Below are 17454 nucleotides of genomic sequence, written 5' to 3'. Positions count from 1 at the left end.
GGTTTTATATGGACAAATCTAAATAAAAACAAAGGGAATCAGGAAGTCTCGTGCTTTATGCATAATTCAAGCGAGATAAGCTCAATCTCTATCCAAAACAAACAAATTTATAAAGATATCTATTAATCATTATTTAATTTCAAGACAGCCATAAAAGCCTCTTGGGGGACATCTACTTTCCCCATCGACTTCATCCGTTTTTTCCCTTTTGCTTGTTTCTTTAACAATTTCTTTTTCCTTGAAATATCGCCTCCATAACATTTAGATAAAACATCTTTTCTTAAAGCACTAATACCTTCACTTGCAATAACTCGACTACCAATTGATGCCTGCAAAGGAATCTTAAATTGCTGTTTTGGAATAAGTTCTTTTAATTTCTCAACAAGTCCTTTACCAATACCATAAGCGTTATCTTTATGAACAATTGTCGTTAAAGGATCTGCCCGCTCTGAATTAATTAAAACGTCTAATCTAACTAGATTATTTGGCCTATAGCCAATCAAATGATATTCCATAGAAGCATATCCTTTAGTTCTACTTTTCATCTGATCAAAGAAATCGGTTACAACTTCTGCAAGGGGTATTTCGTAAATAAGCGTAACCCGATCAGTCGTTATGTACTTCATATCAATAAAGTCACCTCTTCTTTCCTGACAAAGACCCATTAAAGTTCCGTTGTAATCATTAGGAGCATAAATTTCCATCCGAACGTAAGGTTCTTCTATGGTTTCACGTTTTTGAGGATCTGGGAGTGTAGCTGGATTATCAATCATCAAGACTTCCCCATCAACCATTTTCACTTTATAAATAACTGAGGGTGCAGTAACAATTAAATCTAAGTCGTATTCGCGTTCTAAACGCTCTTGAACAATTTCCATATGTAATAAACCTAAAAATCCACAACGAAAGCCAAATCCCATTGCACTACTTGTTTCAGGTTCATATTTCAGGGCTGCATCGGAAAGCTGCAATTTATCTAGAGCCTCTCTTAGATCTGGATATTGATCTGCATCCGTAGGGAACAACCCACAAAAAACCATTGGCTTGGCTTCGGTATAACCTGGCAAAGCTTCTTCAGCAGGCCTATCCTGCAGCGTGATCGTATCTCCGACTCTCGCATCAGCTACTGCTTTGATTGATGCAGCTAAATATCCAACTTCACCTGCATGGAGAGAGTTTACTTTTACTTGATCAGGAGCCATAACACCTATTTCATCTAACTCATAGCTTTTTTTACTAGCCATAAGTAAAACCTTGTCTTTCTTATTTATGCCACCACTCATGATTCTGAAATAGACAATCACCCCTCTGTAAGGGTCGTAATAAGAATCAAAAATAAGTGCTTTTGTAGCCTGATCAGGATTATCTTGCGGAGAAGGTATTCTATCTACTACCGCTTGCAGTATTTCTGGAATGCCAAGCCCTGTTTTAGCAGAACAGGAAATTGCTTTAGATGTATCTAAACCAATAATTGATTCAATCTCATTTTTGATTTTCTCAGGATCAGCACCAGGTAAATCAACTTTATTAAGCACAGGAATAATTTCTAAATCATTTTCCAAGGCGAGATAAACATTGGCCAAAGTTTGTGCTTCAACTCCTTGACTAGCATCGACGACCAGCAAGGCACCTTCACAAGCCTGCAATGATCTACTCACCTCATAGGAAAAATCAACATGGCCTGGTGTATCAATCAAATTCAAGACATATTCCTCTCCATCATCAGCTTTATAATTCATACGAGCAGCCTGTAATTTTATAGTTATCCCTCTCTCTCTCTCTAGATCCATATTGTCCAAGAATTGTTCCTGCATGTCTCTGGAGGAGACAGTGCCAGTATCCTGAAGAAGTCTGTCTGCCAAGGTTGATTTGCCATGGTCAATATGAGCAATTATGCAGAAGTTCCTTAAACGAGAAATGGGAACATTAGTCATTCGAGAGCAATTAGAGGAACAGGATCTTTGTTTATCAATTCAACTTTGAATAAAGATTAAATATAACTCACTAATACTAAAGTTTTAAATTAATTTAAGTAAGAAATCGTTTCTTTTGCGAATTGCCAAAAGTGCTTCTTGATTTGAATTAATATCTGACTTAAGACTTGGAAAAAGCTCTAACATTTTATTTTTCCATTTACTTGATTTCATTTTTTCAGACCAGCAACGGTTTAAAACTTCAAGCATGATTGTTACTGCTGTGCTTGCGCCAGGTGAAGCCCCAAGCAAAGCAGCTAAAGATCCATCCGATGAGGTAACAACCTCTGTCCCCATTTTTAAAACGCCACCTTTAGGGGTTTGTTTTATGATTTGAACACGCTGTCCTGCAATTGAAAGTTTCCAATCATTTGGTGAAACCATAGGGAGAAATCTTTTTAAAGTTTCAATTCGATCTTCATTTGTTTGTGTTAATTGATTTAACAAGTATTTTCCTAAATCAATATTTCCAAATCCTGCTTGCAACATAGAGAAAAGATTAGTTGCTTTAATCGATCTGAATAAATCCAATTTTGATCCATATTTTAAAAAATTTGAACTAAATCCTGCAAATGGACCAAACAAAAGAGACCTTTTCCCGTCTATCCATCTTGTATCTAAGTGAGGCACAGACATTGGTGGAGCTCCAACTGCTGCGTTTCCATAAACTTTTGCATTATGTGTCATTGTTGATTTTTCCTCTTCACAAATCAACCATTTGCCACTGACAGGAAAACCTGCATATGACAATCCTTCTGGAATTCTAGATTTTTGCAAGAGAGTCAAAGCTCCTCCTCCAGCCCCGAGGAAAACAAACTTTGATCTGACAATTCTATTGCTTTCTACTCCTCCTTCCAAAGATAAATACCAATCTCCTTCATTATCTTGTTGAAGATTTTCAACATTAGTGGAGTAGTTAATCTCAATAGAGTTTGCCTCTTCAATTTGATTGATATATGAGCGAGTTAAATTACCAAAATCAATATCAGTTCCTCTTTGAATTCTTGTCGCAGCAATCTTCTCACTCTGTTTCCTACCTTCCATAATCAATGGGATCCAATTTTTTAATTCACCATGATCCTCAGTGAATTCCATTTGTGCAAAAGCGGCATGAGAACTAAGTTCAGAAAATCTTTTTTTAAGCAAAGAAATATCTTTATCTCCAAAAACAAGACTGATGTGTGGCAACTTATTTAAAAAAGTTTTTGGCATCAATTTTCCTTTTTCTGTCAAAGATGCCCAAAATTCCAAGCTTTGCTCAAAGGATTTATTTATTTGAAAAGCTTTGCTAGTACTAATAGATCCATCATCTTGGCTTGGAGTATAATTAAGCTCACAGTTAGCTGCATGTCCTGTTCCAGCATTATTTTTAGCGCAGCTACTTTCCAAACCAGCAGAAGGTAATCTCTCAACTAGCAACAATCGTAATTCTGGCTCAAGTTCATGTAGAAGGACTGCAAGAGTTGAGCTCATGATTCCTGCGCCGACTAGTATTGCGTCATAAGTATTTGCTGAATCTGAGAAACTGGTATTAGGCAAAATCTTTATCAAGATTACATATAGACTATCCTGCAATTAACTAAGCTAAGCAAAATCAAATTAAGGAAGTTGAAATGACCGACGAAACTCTTGCACTAACCACAGAAAACGTTGAAAAGGTTCTTGATGAATTAAGACCTTTTCTTATGGCTGATGGAGGGAATGTAGAGATAGCTGAAATAGATGGGCCAATAGTCAAAGTTAGACTTCAAGGGGCTTGTGGAAGTTGCCCGAGTAGCACTATGACCTTAAAAATGGGTATTGAGAGAAAACTCAGGGAAATGATTCCAGAAGTTAGCGAGGTAATACAAGTTTTATAAATTTACTTAGAAAAAACCTTTAGTTTTTAATTTAGAGAACTTAATTCCCTTTCAATTGCAGACTTATAGTTAAGACAATCCAAAGGTAGACCGTTATAAATTAAATAGCCGATTGGTGCAATCAGACCAACTGTAAAAATGAGATTAGAGATTTCTAAACCTATTTTCCCAATCAAAAAAGTTATCGCATATAGACCTAAGAGGTAAGCATGAAAAATCAGAAAATCCTTTGTATTTTGAACAGGCCATCTAAAGATAGAGCCTAAGAAAAACAAAACACCTTTCATCACTCTTATTAATAGTTGAATGATCATACATAATCTTTAATCATTTTCACCAATAAGTATGTATCTAAAGATGAACAATGATGTATCAATTAATTTGTGAATTTTGATTGGTTTTTAGAATATTCCTCCTTAATTTTTTTCATTCTTCTTGCCCATATCAAGGTCGCAATAACAACCCATAAGAAGAAGCCACCCAAAGCAATAAGGCTAGCTGTGTAATTCATGAAAAAAGACTTTTAAAAAGTCAGAATCGAAGTCTTTTGAAGCCAAAATATTCCTGTCACTATTGATAGTCCTCCTATTGATCTCATCAAGAAAGGATAAAACATTTTATTCGCTTTACTAGTAGCAAAAGATATACCCAAAACAACGCATCCCATTGCAAAAACTGAACCAAGTAAATATGCAAAAAGATAAGCAAAAGCTCCAAACAAAGGTAGAGCCAATGCAGGAATAACCGCCACCAAATGACTGGCCCCAGCGAAGCCGTGTAAAACACCTAAACCTGTTGCGGCATGAGTATGACTTCCCCGAAGCTTATCTCCAGGAGAATGGAAATGAAAATGTTTATGAGTTTTTTCTTCTCCATGCATATGCTGATGCATATGAATGTTTACTTTCAAGGAAGTCCTAATAGCTAGAAACCCCACAATTAAAAGGCTTATACCAACAAGAAACTCTGCATATGAAGACATTAATTCAATATCTATTAAATCCTTAGCCAAAATCCCAAGTATTGAAAGGATTAAAACACCAGCAGAGTGTCCAACCCCCCATGCAAGACCATCAATTAATGCCACTTTGGGTTTTCGAATAGAAGACGGAGCCATTGCGACCATATGATCAGCACCACTGACTACATGCACAGCACCAGCAGCAAATCCAGTTACTACACTTATTAGCATGAGTATGGATAGGTTAAAATTTCTTTAATCAATTAGATATTCCCCTCATACAAAATTTTAAATTTAGCAAGCTTGACTCTTAAAATATTACATGCAAATACTATGTTATTTCAAAGTAAATTTAGATAAGTGAATATTTATCAAAATAGAAATTACCCTATTAAATTTTCAGGAAATTTGATCTTTTTGAAGTTTTCCTGACATCTCATAAGCTTCTGAACTACCACCATGTCCATGAGCAATTCCTAGTTCATGCATTTTCGCGTGCTCATCAATGGTATCTCGAAGCTCTTTTGAGCCTGAACCGAATGTTGAATATACCCCATAGGCTACTGAGCCAGCTAATAGAACAACTATTCCCCCTATAAGCATTAATAAGGTTGGGTCAGTAGTTGAAGTTTCCATTAGTAATCGTTATTTTCTGAATTCTACAGTACGAATTCCGACTTCGAGAGCCACAAATGGGAACTATCTCAATTGTCCTATTGTTGTATTTAGTTAGTTGATTAAACAAATCAAAAAGCGTTCGCAAGTAAAATAATTAACATTATAATAACCAATATCTATTAGTAAAAATATCTAGTTTTTGTTTATCTAGACAGATTATTATGTAGTTAGATTATTAATTAAGGCTGAATTAAAGAGTGGAATTATAAGCTAAAAGGCCGAAAAAGCCCAATATCAAAAGGATGCTAGCAATCCTGCTAAAGGTTATGGGGCCAAAGTCGATTTTCATATTGAGAGTTGAATTAGTGACTCATCCTAATATGAAACCCTATAAAAAGTGAGACACTTTTCATAGAAAGCAATTTAAAAGTTCAACAGAAATATCATTTTCACTAATTTGCCAAATCCAAGCAAAAGCTAATCACTATTCGCTTTTTTGATTGTTAACTTCTAAATGGTGCTCATGAGCATCAATCTCTTTTTCACTTTTTTTTATTTGCCCATCAAACATAACCACCCATTCTTGAGCTTTAATTTTTTTTTCTTTCTTGATATTCATAAACTAATTAAGTAATTAAGAATCATCATACTTAAATAACATAATTTTTGATTTCAAATGACTCCACAACTTGATTAAGGAAGGTAGGCATTAAGGTTGACATCGCCAGATGACATGATCAGATTGGAAAGTTAGCAAAAAAAAAGTATTCTTAATTACCACAACTTAAAGAAAAAAAATATGTCACAAGTATTGTTCAAAGACAATATGCCCGCTTTGCAAAATAAAGACTATTTTAACTATGGAGGTCAAGGCCCACTCCCAACGCAATCATTAAATGCAATAACTTCGAGTTGGCAAACAATTCAAAATTTAGGTCCATTCACAAATAAAGTTTGGCCATACATTACGAAAGAAGTCGTAACAACAAAAAATCTTATAGCGGAGATATGCGCTATTAATCCCAAGAGAATTGCATTTACTGAAAATGTCACCTCTGGGTGTATCTTACCTCTACTAGGACTGCCATTTATTGATGGTGATAACTTCTTGCTTAGCGATTGCGAACACCCGGGGATAGTCGCGGCATGTAAAGAACTAGCTCGAAAAAAAAATGTAACAATCACAATACTACCCGTATCAAAATTATGCAATGGTAACGACAAGAAAGATGAGACGTATAAAAGAGTACTTGGATTAATAGATGGACATCTGCAAAAGAATACAAAGCTCGTTGTTCTCTCACATCTTCTTTGGAATACAGGACAAATCATGCCAATTGAACTTATTTCCAAAAGACTTAAAGAACATTCAAGTAAACCTTATTTATTAGTTGATGCTGCTCAAAGTTTTTGTCACATACCAATGAAAGGTGCTTGTGACAATGCCGACATCTATGCATTTACAGGACATAAATGGGCTTACGGGCCTGAGGGGCTTGGAGCTGTTGCTCTTTCAAAGAGAGTTTTAGAAGAGTCAAGTCCAACATTAATAGGTTGGAAAAGCTTAAAAAGTGAAGAAGGAATATATGTCAAGAATAAAACTCCTTTTCATTCTGATGGTAGACGTTTTGAGATAGCAACTTCTTGTGTACCTCTTTTGGCAGGTCTGAGAAGCTCTCTAATAATGCTAAATGATGAAGGTAATGAGACGGAACGCTTTTGTAAAATTAAAAGTCTCAGCACTATCTTGTGGGAAAAACTAAACCAAATCAAAAAAATTAAACTTGTTTTAAATAGTCCTCCACCTTCAGGAATTATAAGTTTTACCATTAATGGAATTGATTCTCCTGAAGAGGTTGTCAATTATCTTGGTCAAGAGAATTTATGGATAAGAGTTCTCGAAGATCCTAAATGGCTTCGTGCTTGCGTTCATGTAACAACAGATTTACAAGAGATAGATAACCTCGTCTTTGGCTTGAAGAATTTCATCTCAACTAAATAATCAATATGAACTTTTTTTTAAAGATAATGCTTTTCTCGCTTGTTCACGATCGTCAAAATGAATTGTCTGATCTTTTAGAATTTGATAGTCCTCATGACCTTTCCCTGCTATTAAAACAATATCGTTTTTCTTGGCTTTTGCTATGGCTAGTTGAATTGCTATGGATCTATCTGGCTCAACAGAAATTTCAGAATCAACAGTTATACCTTTTTCAATATCTTTAATGATTTCGATTGGGTCTTCTTGCCGAGGATTATCAGAGGTCACAACTATATAATCTGCAAACTTAGCAGCAACTTCTCCCATCTCAGATCTTTTACCTTTATCTCTATTACCACCACAACCGAAGACACAGATTAATTTTCTTTTCGTCAATGATCTCGATGCGATCAAAGCATTTTGCAAACCATCCGGCGTATGTGCATAATCCACTATCACTAGTGGATAGCCTTCTTTGACTGTAAATCCATCCATATTTATCAGTTCCATTCTCCCTGGTACTCCAGGGAAATTCTTCAAAGCTGCCAAAAGTTCATTTAAAGGGAATCCCCTTTGAACTAGGACCCCTACTGCTTGAAGAATATTCATTAAATTAAAATCACCGACAAGTGGTGAAAAGAATTTCTCTACCCCATAGGGCGTATGCAATTTCCCTTCACATCCATCTTGCATAATTTGAAGATTACTTATAAATAAATCTGGTTTCTCTCTGGTTTGAGAAATCTCTTTTAATGAGCATGTCCAACATTTTTTATTTAACTCTTTTGCTAGTAATGCTCCCCATTTATCGTCAATATTAACTACTGATCTTGGGCAATCGTCTTCTATTAAATGTGATCGAAACAAACTAGCTTTAGCCTCAAAATAAGATTCCATTGAATCGTGATAATCTAGATGGTCCCTTGAAAGATTTGTAAATATTGCTCCACTAAAATCACAACCAGCAACTCTATTCTGAGACAAAGCATGTGAACTTACCTCCATTACTGCATATTGAACGCCTGCCTGAACAGCCTTACAAAGTTGAGCCTGCAAAGGGACAGCAAAAGTAGTTGTGTATTTTGAAGTTTCCTCATGGTTAGGCCATCGATTAATTAACGTTCCAAACAAGGCGGATGGATAGCCAAGCGAAGCAGTCAAAAACTCAATTAAAAATGATGTAGTCGTTTTACCGTTAGTACCAGTCACGCCTATTAAACAAATCTCATTAGATGGTTTACCCCAAAAATCTGCAGCCAATTTCCCCATAAACAGTGATACAGGATCCGGGATAATAACTACTGGGTCTTCATTAGTGGGTGGATTCAAAATAGATGCATTTCTACTGATAATGGCTGCACAAGCACCTCTCTCAATTGCTTTTGCCCAATAAATCCCTCCATCAACTTTTTCACCTTTTAAACCTAAAAACAAATCACCTTTTTCGATTGCCCTAGAATCAAATGAAAGATTTTTTATTTCTGGATTCGCTAAGCCTGAAGGGACTTGAAAATCAATTGCCTTCAATAAAGTGTGCAGATAACGCGACAAAACAAACCTCTGATGATGAAAAAATCAATGAAGGATCAGATCAAGTATAAAAAGATCTACATAAATTTCACAACAAAATAAATCTACTTATGATTCAGTAATTAAAAATAAATTCAATCTCTTTTATAAATAACTTTATCTATAAAAACAATAAATTATGTTTATCTCTTGGAAATCAACAAAGTAGTTTAATAAAAAGAGGAGTTGATTATTTTCTTAAGGTGTTTGGTAAAAAATATTCAAATTCTTTTGTATCCAAGATAAAAGCATTCCTTCCTTTAAACGTGGAGGAATCCTAGGTAATTCAATCTTTTTCGATAGACTAGCTGAGTCAAGAACTATTACTGGAACTTCGTTTGTATACTTAATTTGAATATCTAAAGACACTTTTTCACAATCTATATCAATAGTGGAAAGCACTATAGAAGGTTTTAAGTTTTCTAAACATATATTAGACAATTTTTCTTCAAGTGTTTGACACAAACAGCACCCTTTACGTGTATATAGAATTAATACCTCTGAGTTCATTTGTCTGGAACCGGGTCACACCCACAAGGAGTAAAAGGATGACATTTGCTTAACCTTTTTAAAGTCAGCCATCCACCTCTCCAAGGACCATGTTTATTAACAGCTTCTATCCCATAAGCACTGCAACTAGGGATAAATCGGCAATTAGGTCCAAACAATGGTGAAATCCACTTTTGATAAAAGGAAATTAAACCAACAAAAACAACTGCAATCGTTTTATTGATCTTTGTGAGCATCTTTATATAGAATAAAAGACTGGAGAATAAGGTGCCAATGGATTTACTTCCAGGTTACCCTTTCCAGTAAACGTTTCCAAATTAAACCCCTATGTCTAGATACCGCGGACCTCGCTTGAGGATCACGCGACGCTTGGGAGACCTACCTGGTCTCACCCGGAAGGCCGCAAAAAGGTCTCATCCCCCAGGTCAGCACGGCCAAGCCCGTCGCAAGCGCTCTGAATACGCGATCCGACTCGAAGAAAAGCAAAAACTTCGATTCAACTATGGTATTTCCGAACGCCAGCTTGTTCGTTATGTAAAAAAAGCTCGTGCTCAGGAAGGCTCCACAGGAACAAATCTTTTGAAGCTTCTTGAAAATAGACTTGATAATGTTTGTTTTAGACTTGGATTTGGACCTACCATCCCAGGTGCAAGACAACTTGTAAACCATGGACATGTAACTGTTAATGGCAAGATCACTGACATTGCAAGTTACCAATGCAAGGCTGGAGATGTCATTGCTATTAGAGATAACAAAGCTAGTAAGCAATTGGCTCAAGCTAACTTAGAATTTCCAGGTCTTGCTAATGTTCCTCCACACCTTGAACTAGATAAAACAAAACTTTCGGCAAAGATATCTGCAAAAACAGATAGGGAATGGGTTGCTATTGAAATTAATGAATTGTTAGTTGTTGAGTATTACTCAAGAAAGGTATAGGTCTATACATAGCTTCTTTCTCATTAAATTTAATTATAGAGCCTCTTTTTTTAGGGGCTTTTTCATGTTTTTCTATAGCCTATAGAAAAACAACTCAAAGGATATGGGATCAGTAAAAAAAAGAGTCAAGGAGTTCAGCACTGGAGTAAACACAAAAGTCATTCATCACAAAGAAACTTTTTCTGGAGAGACAGGATCAATAATGCCTCCGATCTTCCCAACCTCAACGTTCGTTCATGGCAATCAAGGGGGTTTTGACTACACCCGTTCAGGAAATCCAAATTTTCGAATCCTTGAATCAGTTTTGTCTGATCTGGAGGAATGTCAGTTCGCGAGTGTATTTAGTTCTGGAGTCGCTGCAATTACAGCAATAGTTTCCTCTCTTAAGGCTGGAGACTTAATCCTTTGTGAGGAGAACCTTTATGGGTGCACGGTGAGATTATTTGAACAAGTTTTTAATCGCTTTGGATTAAAAACTCAATGGATAGACTTTACGAAATCCAATTTTCAAGAAGTTATTTCAAATCACAAACCCGCGATGATTTGGATCGAAAGTCCGACCAACCCACTCCTTAAAATCATTAATATTGAGGAAATTTGTCAGTTCTCAAATAAACTGCAAATTCCTGTTGTTGTAGACAACACTTTTGCAACTCCTCTATTACAAAAGCCTCTTAAGCTTGGAGCGACCTTGTCTCTGACTAGCACTACCAAGTATATCAATGGTCACTCAGATGCACTTGGAGGTGCGGTATGCACCGAGAGTAACGTATGGAGAGACAAGCTAAATTTCGCCCAAAAAGCTCTTGGCTTAAATCCTTCTCCTTTTGATTGCTGGCTTATTACTAGAGGGATCAAAACTCTTCCACTCCGCTTAGAAAAACAAATTAATAATGCATCTAAAATAGCTAATCAACTAGCCGATAATCCAAAAGTAAAATTAGTCAGATATCCCTTTAGAAGTGATCATCCGCAACGTGAATTAGCACAAAGGCAAATGGCTATGGGAGGAGCAGTTGTTACTGCCACTTTGAAAGCAACTCAAGCCCAAACTTATTTATTTTGCAAAAATCTTCATTATTTCAAAATGGCAGAGAGTCTCGGAGGAATTGAAAGCCTTGTTTGCCACCCTGCGACAATGACGCACGCTTCAGTTCCCCAAGAAACAAAATTAAAGATTGGAATTACTGATTCACTTATTCGATTTTCCGTCGGATGTGAAGATATTGAGGACTTAAGTGCTGATTTAAATCAAGCATTCGGGAACATCTCTTGACTGAACGAAATTTACTTAATGACCCTTGCTGGAGTGCCAAAGACTTAGGGGAGCCTCTTCCTAGTCGGCCACATGCCGTATCTGTTGCCTTACCAAGATGGGAAGATGTCATCGCCTACGAAGAAAAGGTTCCAGCCTGCATAAATTCATTAAAAGCAATCTACCCTAGATTCGGATTTAATCCTTTTGTTGCTGAGGTAGCCAGGAAATCACTTTTATTTCATAATGAATCTCATCAAAGTAGCTGGCCTTATCCCAATAGCGCCTCTGCTTTAAGTGCACAAAAATATTGTCTTCTGAAAGATTCTGATTGTTTTTCAAAAATAAAAGATTTTCTTGGTATTTCCTGTCTAATTGTTGACCAAAGAAGTGATCTTGCTGCAAAAGCCTTCTGGCAACACACTGGTCTTGGGCTGTCGTCACGTGAAGCGGCAATTGCCCTTGGAAAAGAAAAAAAACCCTCCATTTCTGAAGGGCATTACGCACGAGAAGAGGTTCTTAAGCGATTAGCAAATATATATAATTGCGACAGTAGTCTAATACGACTACATCGCTCAGGCATGGCTGCCTTAACGACTATTCTTTCAGCAATAAATTGTATTAAAGGAACTTCTTCGACGCTTCAAATAGGCTTTCCATATGTTGATGTACTTAAACTGCCTCAGATCATTTTCCAAGGAAGTGATCTCGTCGTAAAAACAAAATTAAGCCATATAAAAGAAGAGCTGGATAAAAAAAATCCAGCTGCATTAATCATAGAGATCCCTAGCAACCCATTATTACAATGCGTTGATCTCATATCTATCTCTAAGTTGGCTCAAGATAAAAACATACCAATCATCGTTGACGATACGATCGGTTCATCTCTAAATGTTCATCTAACTCCTTATGCAGATGTTGTTTTTAGTTCACTTACAAAAAGTTTTGCTGGAAGAGGAGATATTCTTGCTGGCAGTACGGTCGTAAGTCCTTATTCCAAATGGAAAAAAGAATTAGCTGAGATAATTCCTAAAGTTGCATTATCTACTCTATCTGATTCAGATGCTATCGAGTTAGAAAAAACCAGTCGAGACGTAAAGGATCGCATACAAAGATTAAATATATCTTGCTTAAAGCTCAAAGAAAAATTAGAAACAAAAAAAGAAATTTCAAAGGTCTTACATCCTCAATATTGCAAAAATTTCAATTCACTATTAAAGAAAGGAGGTGGTTATGGATGTCTATTATCATTTGAACTTAAAGGTGGGATTGAAGAATCAAAAAGAGTTTATGATTCATTAAGAGTAAATAAAGGACCAAGCTTAGGTACAAATTTTACATTGGTCTGTCCCTATGTTCAGTTGGCTCACTATAAAGAATTAAAATGGGCTGATAGTTATGGGGTCTCGGAACACTTATTAAGAGTGTCAGTAGGGTTAGAAAATGAGGATGAATTATGGTCAAGATTTAATTCAGTAATATAAAAAAATCACTAACAAAGATTGTCTAAATAACCAATTAGCAAATTTTTTATATAGATTTAGAGTATTAGTTAATTAAGTCATTTAAAAAATGTCAAGAATCTATGAAGACAATAGTTTTGCTATTGGTCATACACCATTAGTCAAACTTAATTCGATCACAAAAAATGCAAAAGCGAAAGTACTTGCAAAAATAGAAGGCCGTAACCCTGCTTACAGCGTCAAATGCAGAATTGGGGCAAATATGATCTGGGATGCTGAAAAGAAAGGTTTTCTCAACAAAGATAAAGTCATTATTGAACCCACATCTGGAAATACGGGGATAGCCCTTGCTTACACAGCTGCTGCGCGGGGTTACAAGTTAATCCTCACGATGCCTGAATCCATGTCAATTGAACGTCGGAGGATGATGGCTGTTCTTGGTGCTGAATTAATACTTACTGAAGCAGCAAAAGGAATGCCTGGCGCCATTGCGAAAGCGAAGGAAATAGCAGATAGCGACCCTCAAAAATACTTCATGCCAGGACAATTTGATAATCCAGCTAATCCAGAAATACATTTCAAAACAACAGGTCCTGAAATTTGGGATGATACCGATGGTCAAATTGATGTTTTAGTCTCTGGCGTCGGGACAGGTGGCACAATAACAGGTGTTTCTCGCTACATAAAACAAGAAAAAAATCATTCATTATTATCTGTTGCCGTAGAGCCCACTCATAGCCCAGTAATAACACAAACTCTTAATGGAGAAGAAGTAAAACCAGGACCTCACAAAATTCAAGGCATTGGGGCTGGTTTTATTCCCAAAAATCTTGACTTATCCGTAGTCGATCAAGTTGAGCAAGTCTCTAATGATGAGTCTATTGCAATGGCATTACGTTTAGCACAAGAAGAAGGTCTACTAGTTGGTATATCATGTGGTGCTGCTGCCGCTGTGGCTGTAAGACTGGCCGAAAGAGAAGAGTTCTCAGGAAAGACAATCGTTGTAGTTCTACCTGACCTTGCCGAAAGATATATCTCATCAGTAATGTTTGAGAATGTTCCTACAGGCGTTATTAAAGAACCATCATTAGCTTGACTTTTGAGTTTATATAACTGACTCCGGTGTTATCAACATCGCGTCTCCATAAGAGAAAAATCTATATTTGTTATAAATAGCATGCTTATAAAGTTTCAACATACGTTCTCGACCAATTAGAGCGCTAACTAAAAGTAATAGAGAACTTTTAGGTAGGTGAAAATTAGTTAGCAATCCATCAATGACGAAAAATTTAAATCCTGGTTTAATTACCAAATCCACTTTACCTTCATACGGCTTCAAAGTTCCTCTTCCTGAAAGGTAAGCAGCCTCAAGGGCTCTCACACTTGTAGTGCCAACAGCAAAGACTTTTCCCCCATCCTCCTGACATTTAGTTATAGCTTTTATGGTCTCTTCTGTAACCTCTATCCACTCACTATGTAAATGCAACTGAGATAGATCTTCTTTCTCTAATGGTCTAAAAGTTCCTAAGCCGACATGTAAAGTAATTTGAGCAATTTTAATACCTCTCGTTTTTAAATTTTCTATAAGTTCATCACTTAGATGTAAGCCCGCTGTGGGAGCAGCTATGGCTCCTGGTTTCGAAGCAAATCTAGTCTGATAGCTTTCCTCATGACCACTAGATTTGTCCTTATCTATATATGGAGGTAATGGGACTTCTCCACATAAATCAAGTAAATTTTCCATTTCCGTCCAACTAGTAAACTCATTTGAAAATTGAATAATTCTTCCGCCTGTACTCTCATCCTTATCAATTACTTTCAAGATTAAAGAACTATCTGGTGACGTATCCAACCATAATTGATCACCTCCTCTCATACGCCTAGCAGGGCGACCAAGACAAAGCCATCGTCCATTACCCCTCGGTTCCATTAGCAATAATTCACCTGCCCCTCCTCCTGACAATCGAATTTTCAATCTTGCTTTAACAACTCGCGTATTGTTAACAACTAAAAGATCGCCAGGCGTCAAGACATCCTTTATGTCCCATACCTTGGCATGCACAAGGTTTAAAGAGTCATCTAGGCCATCTTTGACAATCATCAATTTGGCATCATGCCTACTCTTAATAGGTGATTGAGCAATTAACTCATTTGGTAAATCATAGTTATATGAGCTTAAAAGATTATCTTTTTGATCTAACACATCAAATCAGATTAAAGTAAGAAAAATAACTTGTGACTCAACTAAATCTAATCTCAAGACGAGAGGCTATGAGGGTTCTTTTCGATTAAGTATGCCAAATCCTTCAGGAATAGTGCGCCATCAGCTCCATAGATCACTCTGTGATCAGCAGTAAGATTTACTTGCATCTGCTTTTTGATTGAAATAGAACCATCTTTAGAAGCAACAACTTTAGACAATGAAGCTCCTACAGCTAAAATTGCTCCAGTCCCTGGGGGCAGAATTGCATCAAAACGATCCACGCCAAACATACCTAGATTTGAGAGTGTAAACGTTCCACTGCTATATTCTTGCGGTTCTAATTGCTTATTCCTCGCACGCTTAACAAGATCAGCCCATTGTAACGATAAATCAGCAAGGCTAGTCTTATCAGCATTTTGCAGCACTGGAGTTATCAACCCTCCGTCCTCCATCGCAACTGCAACGGCTACATTTATTTGTGAAGGATAGGCGATCCCCTCAGAACTAAAAGCTGCATTCACCTGGGGATGTCTAGCCAGAGTTAAGCCAACTGCTTTAGCAAGTAAAGCAGTCATAGTTACTCCATTCGGTTTGACTTGTTTATAAAGATCATCCAATTCATCAGTAAGAATTGAATATCCGACTCTGAAACAAGGAGTATTTAAACTTTCCTCCATGTTCCGATTTACAGCTTGTTGAAGAGTATTGAATGCAATTGTTTCCCCTCTAGATCCAAAACTTTTCCCTGGAGCAGGTGGCTTACCAGAGTCAACAGATTTTTTTTCTATGCGAGGCACGTCAGAAACGATTTTCGCTGGAGCATTACTCTCTGCAATCCAAGGAACGCTTATGGGTTGCCCTTTTGCACTTTGAACATCCTCAGCTTGTATTCGTCCATGAGGTCCTGAGCCCCTAACAGTTGCCAAATCCACTCCCATTTGAGAAGCAAGTTTTTTAGCTCTTGGGGAAGCGACTATTCGACCATCATTTAAAAACTGATCCTGATTAACAAAGGATTCTGAAACAAGAGGTGCAGGAGATGCCTTTACAACTACTGTCGTTTTAGGAGAGTCAACAGAGGCTTGTTTTTCTTGAACTTGAGGCGATGAACTCTCTTTTTCTTGACTACCTGATTGAGGGGAAGAAGAAGGTGCATTTGCTTGAGCTGCAACGATCTCATCTACCGTCTCAACGATCAATCCGATTGTCTCTCCAACAGGTGCAGAGCTGCCTGCAGGCATCACAATCGAAGCAAGAAAGCCATCTTGGAAAGACTCAACATCCATATCAGCTTTATCTGACTCAACAACTAAAACTGACTCACCTCTTTCAACTTTATCTCCAGGTTTTTTTAGCCACTCAACTATTTTGCCCTCAGTCATAGTTGAACTTAAAGCAGGCATAAAGATGTCATGAGTGGCCATAATTTGTTCCTATTTCCTTTATGGAGAGTTTGTGGCAAGGCTTCAAAATTTTCTATCTAGAAGCTTTGCAAGTATCAATACATACCAATGTTAGTTCTACATGAGTGTCCTTACAACGATAGTTTTTTTTATGTGGATTTCTTCTTAATATCAAAAATTATTTTTGGATTAGTTGTAGTTCGACCAAATTTCAATCTTGATCAATTGCCTCTACTACGCCATCTCTGACCAAAATACTCACACCCATTTTACTGACTAGGTTATCACCAACTTTTAAATCACAAAAGCTGTCAATTTGTCCTTGCTCGACGATTTGTTCCATCTCCAACTCACGAACTTGAGATTGTTGTGACAGAAGATTTCTTTTTTGTTCTTCAAATTCTGATCTCTTCGAAGCAACTTGGTTCTGAACTTGAGCGACTTGCTCTTGAACTCTTGGGTCAAGGGGGTTAGAGCTCTGACGTCTAATACCATCAACAATTTGTTGTCCTTCTTTTTCTAATTCACCAAGTTGCTGATCTATTGATGATATTGCATTACTTAATTCACGTTCAGCCTCCTCTTTCCATGAAGGTGTTACAACTGCTCTGACAGTTATTGAACGTTTTATAGAAATTGAGTCCACCTGATCAATAAATCATGATTCGACCCATAGAGTCTCAGTAAAACATAGTATTGGTCAATTTAATTGGCCAAACAAAC

19 protein-coding genes are annotated in these 17454 nt (G+C 36.9%); 6 read left to right on the top strand and 13 right to left on the bottom strand.

The genetic code is table 11. From position 1 onward, the window contains the following. Nucleotides 1-122: 122 nt before the first annotated feature. Together lepA and AC6EIY_RS10245 are read right to left on the bottom strand one after the other, a co-directional pair. On the bottom strand, nucleotides 123-1934 hold the full coding sequence (gene lepA, locus AC6EIY_RS10250) for a translation elongation factor 4 (protein WP_498506782.1): 1812 nt from the start codon (nucleotides 1932-1934) through the stop codon (nucleotides 123-125). Nucleotides 1935-2018: 84 nt separating this feature from the next. Beyond that, nucleotides 2019-3446 carry a malate:quinone oxidoreductase gene (locus AC6EIY_RS10245; RefSeq protein ID WP_498508221.1) on the bottom strand — a complete coding sequence of 476 codons (1428 nt, stop codon included), beginning with the start codon at nucleotides 3444-3446 and terminating at the stop codon, nucleotides 2019-2021. Between the two features lie 140 nt (nucleotides 3447-3586). Between AC6EIY_RS10245 and AC6EIY_RS10240 the strand changes: the two genes are divergently transcribed. Next, nucleotides 3587-3832, top strand: coding sequence for a NifU family protein (locus tag AC6EIY_RS10240; protein WP_498462270.1), 246 nt, complete (start codon nucleotides 3587-3589; stop codon nucleotides 3830-3832). A gap of 26 nt (nucleotides 3833-3858) precedes the next feature. On the opposite strand, the gene AC6EIY_RS10235 is transcribed toward AC6EIY_RS10240, so the two are convergent. The 5 genes from AC6EIY_RS10235 to AC6EIY_RS10215 all read right to left on the bottom strand — a co-directional run bounded on the left by AC6EIY_RS10235 (nucleotide 3859) and on the right by AC6EIY_RS10215 (nucleotide 6030). After that, nucleotides 3859-4146, bottom strand: a complete 288-nt coding sequence (locus tag AC6EIY_RS10235) for a hypothetical protein (RefSeq protein WP_498506781.1) — start codon at nucleotides 4144-4146, stop codon at nucleotides 3859-3861. A gap of 62 nt (nucleotides 4147-4208) precedes the next feature. Next, nucleotides 4209-4343: a hypothetical protein gene (locus AC6EIY_RS10230; protein WP_498506780.1), complete on the bottom strand. Its 135-nt coding sequence runs from the start codon at nucleotides 4341-4343 to the stop codon at nucleotides 4209-4211. 12 nt (nucleotides 4344-4355) lie between these two features. Beyond that, nucleotides 4356-5024, bottom strand: a complete 669-nt coding sequence (locus AC6EIY_RS10225) for a hydantoin utilization protein A (RefSeq protein WP_498506779.1) — start codon at nucleotides 5022-5024, stop codon at nucleotides 4356-4358. A gap of 168 nt (nucleotides 5025-5192) precedes the next feature. Further along, nucleotides 5193-5429 (bottom strand): photosystem II reaction center protein PsbN, encoded by a 237-nt coding sequence (gene psbN, locus AC6EIY_RS10220; RefSeq protein ID WP_225866589.1) that lies wholly within the window; start codon nucleotides 5427-5429, stop codon nucleotides 5193-5195. Nucleotides 5430-5895: 466 nt separating this feature from the next. Continuing rightward, nucleotides 5896-6030 carry a hypothetical protein gene (locus AC6EIY_RS10215; RefSeq protein WP_498506778.1) on the bottom strand — a complete coding sequence of 45 codons (135 nt, stop codon included), beginning with the start codon at nucleotides 6028-6030 and terminating at the stop codon, nucleotides 5896-5898. A 180-nt stretch (nucleotides 6031-6210) separates the two neighbouring features. On the opposite strand from AC6EIY_RS10215, the gene AC6EIY_RS10210 reads away from it, so the two are divergent. Beyond that, nucleotides 6211-7413, top strand: coding sequence for an aminotransferase class V-fold PLP-dependent enzyme (locus tag AC6EIY_RS10210; RefSeq protein WP_498506777.1), 1203 nt, complete (start codon nucleotides 6211-6213; stop codon nucleotides 7411-7413). On the opposite strand, the gene AC6EIY_RS10205 is transcribed toward AC6EIY_RS10210, so the two are convergent. The 3 genes from AC6EIY_RS10205 to yidD form a co-directional block, all read right to left on the bottom strand. Beyond that, on the bottom strand, nucleotides 7414-8943 hold the full coding sequence (locus AC6EIY_RS10205; RefSeq protein WP_498506776.1) for a UDP-N-acetylmuramoyl-L-alanyl-D-glutamate--2,6-diaminopimelate ligase: 1530 nt from the start codon (nucleotides 8941-8943) through the stop codon (nucleotides 7414-7416). Nucleotides 8944-9159: 216 nt separating this feature from the next. Next, on the bottom strand, nucleotides 9160-9471 hold the full coding sequence (locus AC6EIY_RS10200) for a glutaredoxin family protein (RefSeq protein WP_498506775.1): 312 nt from the start codon (nucleotides 9469-9471) through the stop codon (nucleotides 9160-9162). Continuing rightward, nucleotides 9468-9707, bottom strand: coding sequence for a membrane protein insertion efficiency factor YidD (yidD, locus tag AC6EIY_RS10195; RefSeq protein ID WP_498506774.1), 240 nt, complete (start codon nucleotides 9705-9707; stop codon nucleotides 9468-9470). Before yidD ends, AC6EIY_RS10200 begins: the two co-directional genes overlap by 4 nt. 91 nt (nucleotides 9708-9798) lie before the next feature. On the opposite strand from yidD, the gene rpsD reads away from it, so the two are divergent. The 4 genes from rpsD (at nucleotide 9799) to cysK (ending at nucleotide 14221) form a co-directional block, all read left to right on the top strand. After that, nucleotides 9799-10407 carry a 30S ribosomal protein S4 gene (gene rpsD, locus AC6EIY_RS10190; protein ID WP_269609728.1) on the top strand — a complete coding sequence of 203 codons (609 nt, stop codon included), beginning with the start codon at nucleotides 9799-9801 and terminating at the stop codon, nucleotides 10405-10407. Nucleotides 10408-10510: 103 nt separating this feature from the next. After that, a complete protein-coding gene (locus AC6EIY_RS10185; protein WP_498506773.1) occupies nucleotides 10511-11683 on the top strand; it encodes a trans-sulfuration enzyme family protein in 1173 nt (390 codons plus the stop codon). Beyond that, nucleotides 11680-13146, top strand: a complete 1467-nt coding sequence (locus AC6EIY_RS10180) for a PLP-dependent transferase (protein ID WP_498506772.1) — start codon at nucleotides 11680-11682, stop codon at nucleotides 13144-13146. The genes AC6EIY_RS10185 and AC6EIY_RS10180 overlap by 4 nt, the downstream gene beginning before the upstream one ends. 88 nt (nucleotides 13147-13234) lie before the next feature. After that, nucleotides 13235-14221 (top strand): cysteine synthase A, encoded by a 987-nt coding sequence (gene cysK, locus AC6EIY_RS10175; RefSeq protein WP_498506771.1) that lies wholly within the window; start codon nucleotides 13235-13237, stop codon nucleotides 14219-14221. A gap of 9 nt (nucleotides 14222-14230) precedes the next feature. On the opposite strand, the gene queA is transcribed toward cysK, so the two are convergent. From queA to AC6EIY_RS10160, 3 genes are all read right to left on the bottom strand, one after another. Then, nucleotides 14231-15328: a tRNA preQ1(34) S-adenosylmethionine ribosyltransferase-isomerase QueA gene (gene queA / locus AC6EIY_RS10170; RefSeq protein WP_498506770.1), complete on the bottom strand. Its 1098-nt coding sequence runs from the start codon at nucleotides 15326-15328 to the stop codon at nucleotides 14231-14233. Between the two features lie 53 nt (nucleotides 15329-15381). After that, nucleotides 15382-16752 carry a dihydrolipoamide acetyltransferase family protein gene (locus AC6EIY_RS10165; RefSeq protein ID WP_498506769.1) on the bottom strand — a complete coding sequence of 457 codons (1371 nt, stop codon included), beginning with the start codon at nucleotides 16750-16752 and terminating at the stop codon, nucleotides 15382-15384. 190 nt (nucleotides 16753-16942) lie between these two features. Next, nucleotides 16943-17377 (bottom strand): YlqD family protein, encoded by a 435-nt coding sequence (locus AC6EIY_RS10160; RefSeq protein WP_498506768.1) that lies wholly within the window; start codon nucleotides 17375-17377, stop codon nucleotides 16943-16945. Nucleotides 17378-17454: the final 77 nt, after the last annotated feature.

It is taken from the genome of Prochlorococcus sp. MIT2304 (genome assembly GCF_059772405.1).
The sequence above is the reverse complement of the archived record's forward strand: the minus strand, read 5'-3'. Positions and strand labels throughout refer to the sequence as shown.

What these genes read in the sequence shown, in the direction of transcription:
- lepA (WP_498506782.1), bottom strand. Translation starts at nt 1,934, where the DNA reads ATGACTAATGTTCCCATTTCTCGTTTAAGGAACTTCTGCATAATTGCT.
- AC6EIY_RS10245 (WP_498508221.1), bottom strand. Translation starts at nt 3,446, where the DNA reads ATGAGCTCAACTCTTGCAGTCCTTCTACATGAACTTGAGCCAGAATTA.
- AC6EIY_RS10240 (WP_498462270.1), top strand. Translation starts at nt 3,587, where the DNA reads ATGACCGACGAAACTCTTGCACTAACCACAGAAAACGTTGAAAAGGTT.
- AC6EIY_RS10235 (WP_498506781.1), bottom strand. Translation starts at nt 4,146, where the DNA reads ATGATCATTCAACTATTAATAAGAGTGATGAAAGGTGTTTTGTTTTTC.
- AC6EIY_RS10230 (WP_498506780.1), bottom strand. Translation starts at nt 4,343, where the DNA reads ATGAATTACACAGCTAGCCTTATTGCTTTGGGTGGCTTCTTCTTATGG.
- AC6EIY_RS10225 (WP_498506779.1), bottom strand. Translation starts at nt 5,024, where the DNA reads ATGCTAATAAGTGTAGTAACTGGATTTGCTGCTGGTGCTGTGCATGTA.
- psbN (WP_225866589.1), bottom strand. Translation starts at nt 5,429, where the DNA reads ATGGAAACTTCAACTACTGACCCAACCTTATTAATGCTTATAGGGGGA.
- AC6EIY_RS10215 (WP_498506778.1), bottom strand. Translation starts at nt 6,030, where the DNA reads ATGAATATCAAGAAAGAAAAAAAAATTAAAGCTCAAGAATGGGTGGTT.
- AC6EIY_RS10210 (WP_498506777.1), top strand. Translation starts at nt 6,211, where the DNA reads ATGTCACAAGTATTGTTCAAAGACAATATGCCCGCTTTGCAAAATAAA.
- AC6EIY_RS10200 (WP_498506775.1), bottom strand. Translation starts at nt 9,471, where the DNA reads ATGAACTCAGAGGTATTAATTCTATATACACGTAAAGGGTGCTGTTTG.
- yidD (WP_498506774.1), bottom strand. Translation starts at nt 9,707, where the DNA reads ATGCTCACAAAGATCAATAAAACGATTGCAGTTGTTTTTGTTGGTTTA.
- rpsD (WP_269609728.1), top strand. Translation starts at nt 9,799, where the DNA reads ATGTCTAGATACCGCGGACCTCGCTTGAGGATCACGCGACGCTTGGGA.
- AC6EIY_RS10185 (WP_498506773.1), top strand. Translation starts at nt 10,511, where the DNA reads ATGGGATCAGTAAAAAAAAGAGTCAAGGAGTTCAGCACTGGAGTAAAC.
- cysK (WP_498506771.1), top strand. Translation starts at nt 13,235, where the DNA reads ATGTCAAGAATCTATGAAGACAATAGTTTTGCTATTGGTCATACACCA.
- AC6EIY_RS10165 (WP_498506769.1), bottom strand. Translation starts at nt 16,752, where the DNA reads ATGGCCACTCATGACATCTTTATGCCTGCTTTAAGTTCAACTATGACT.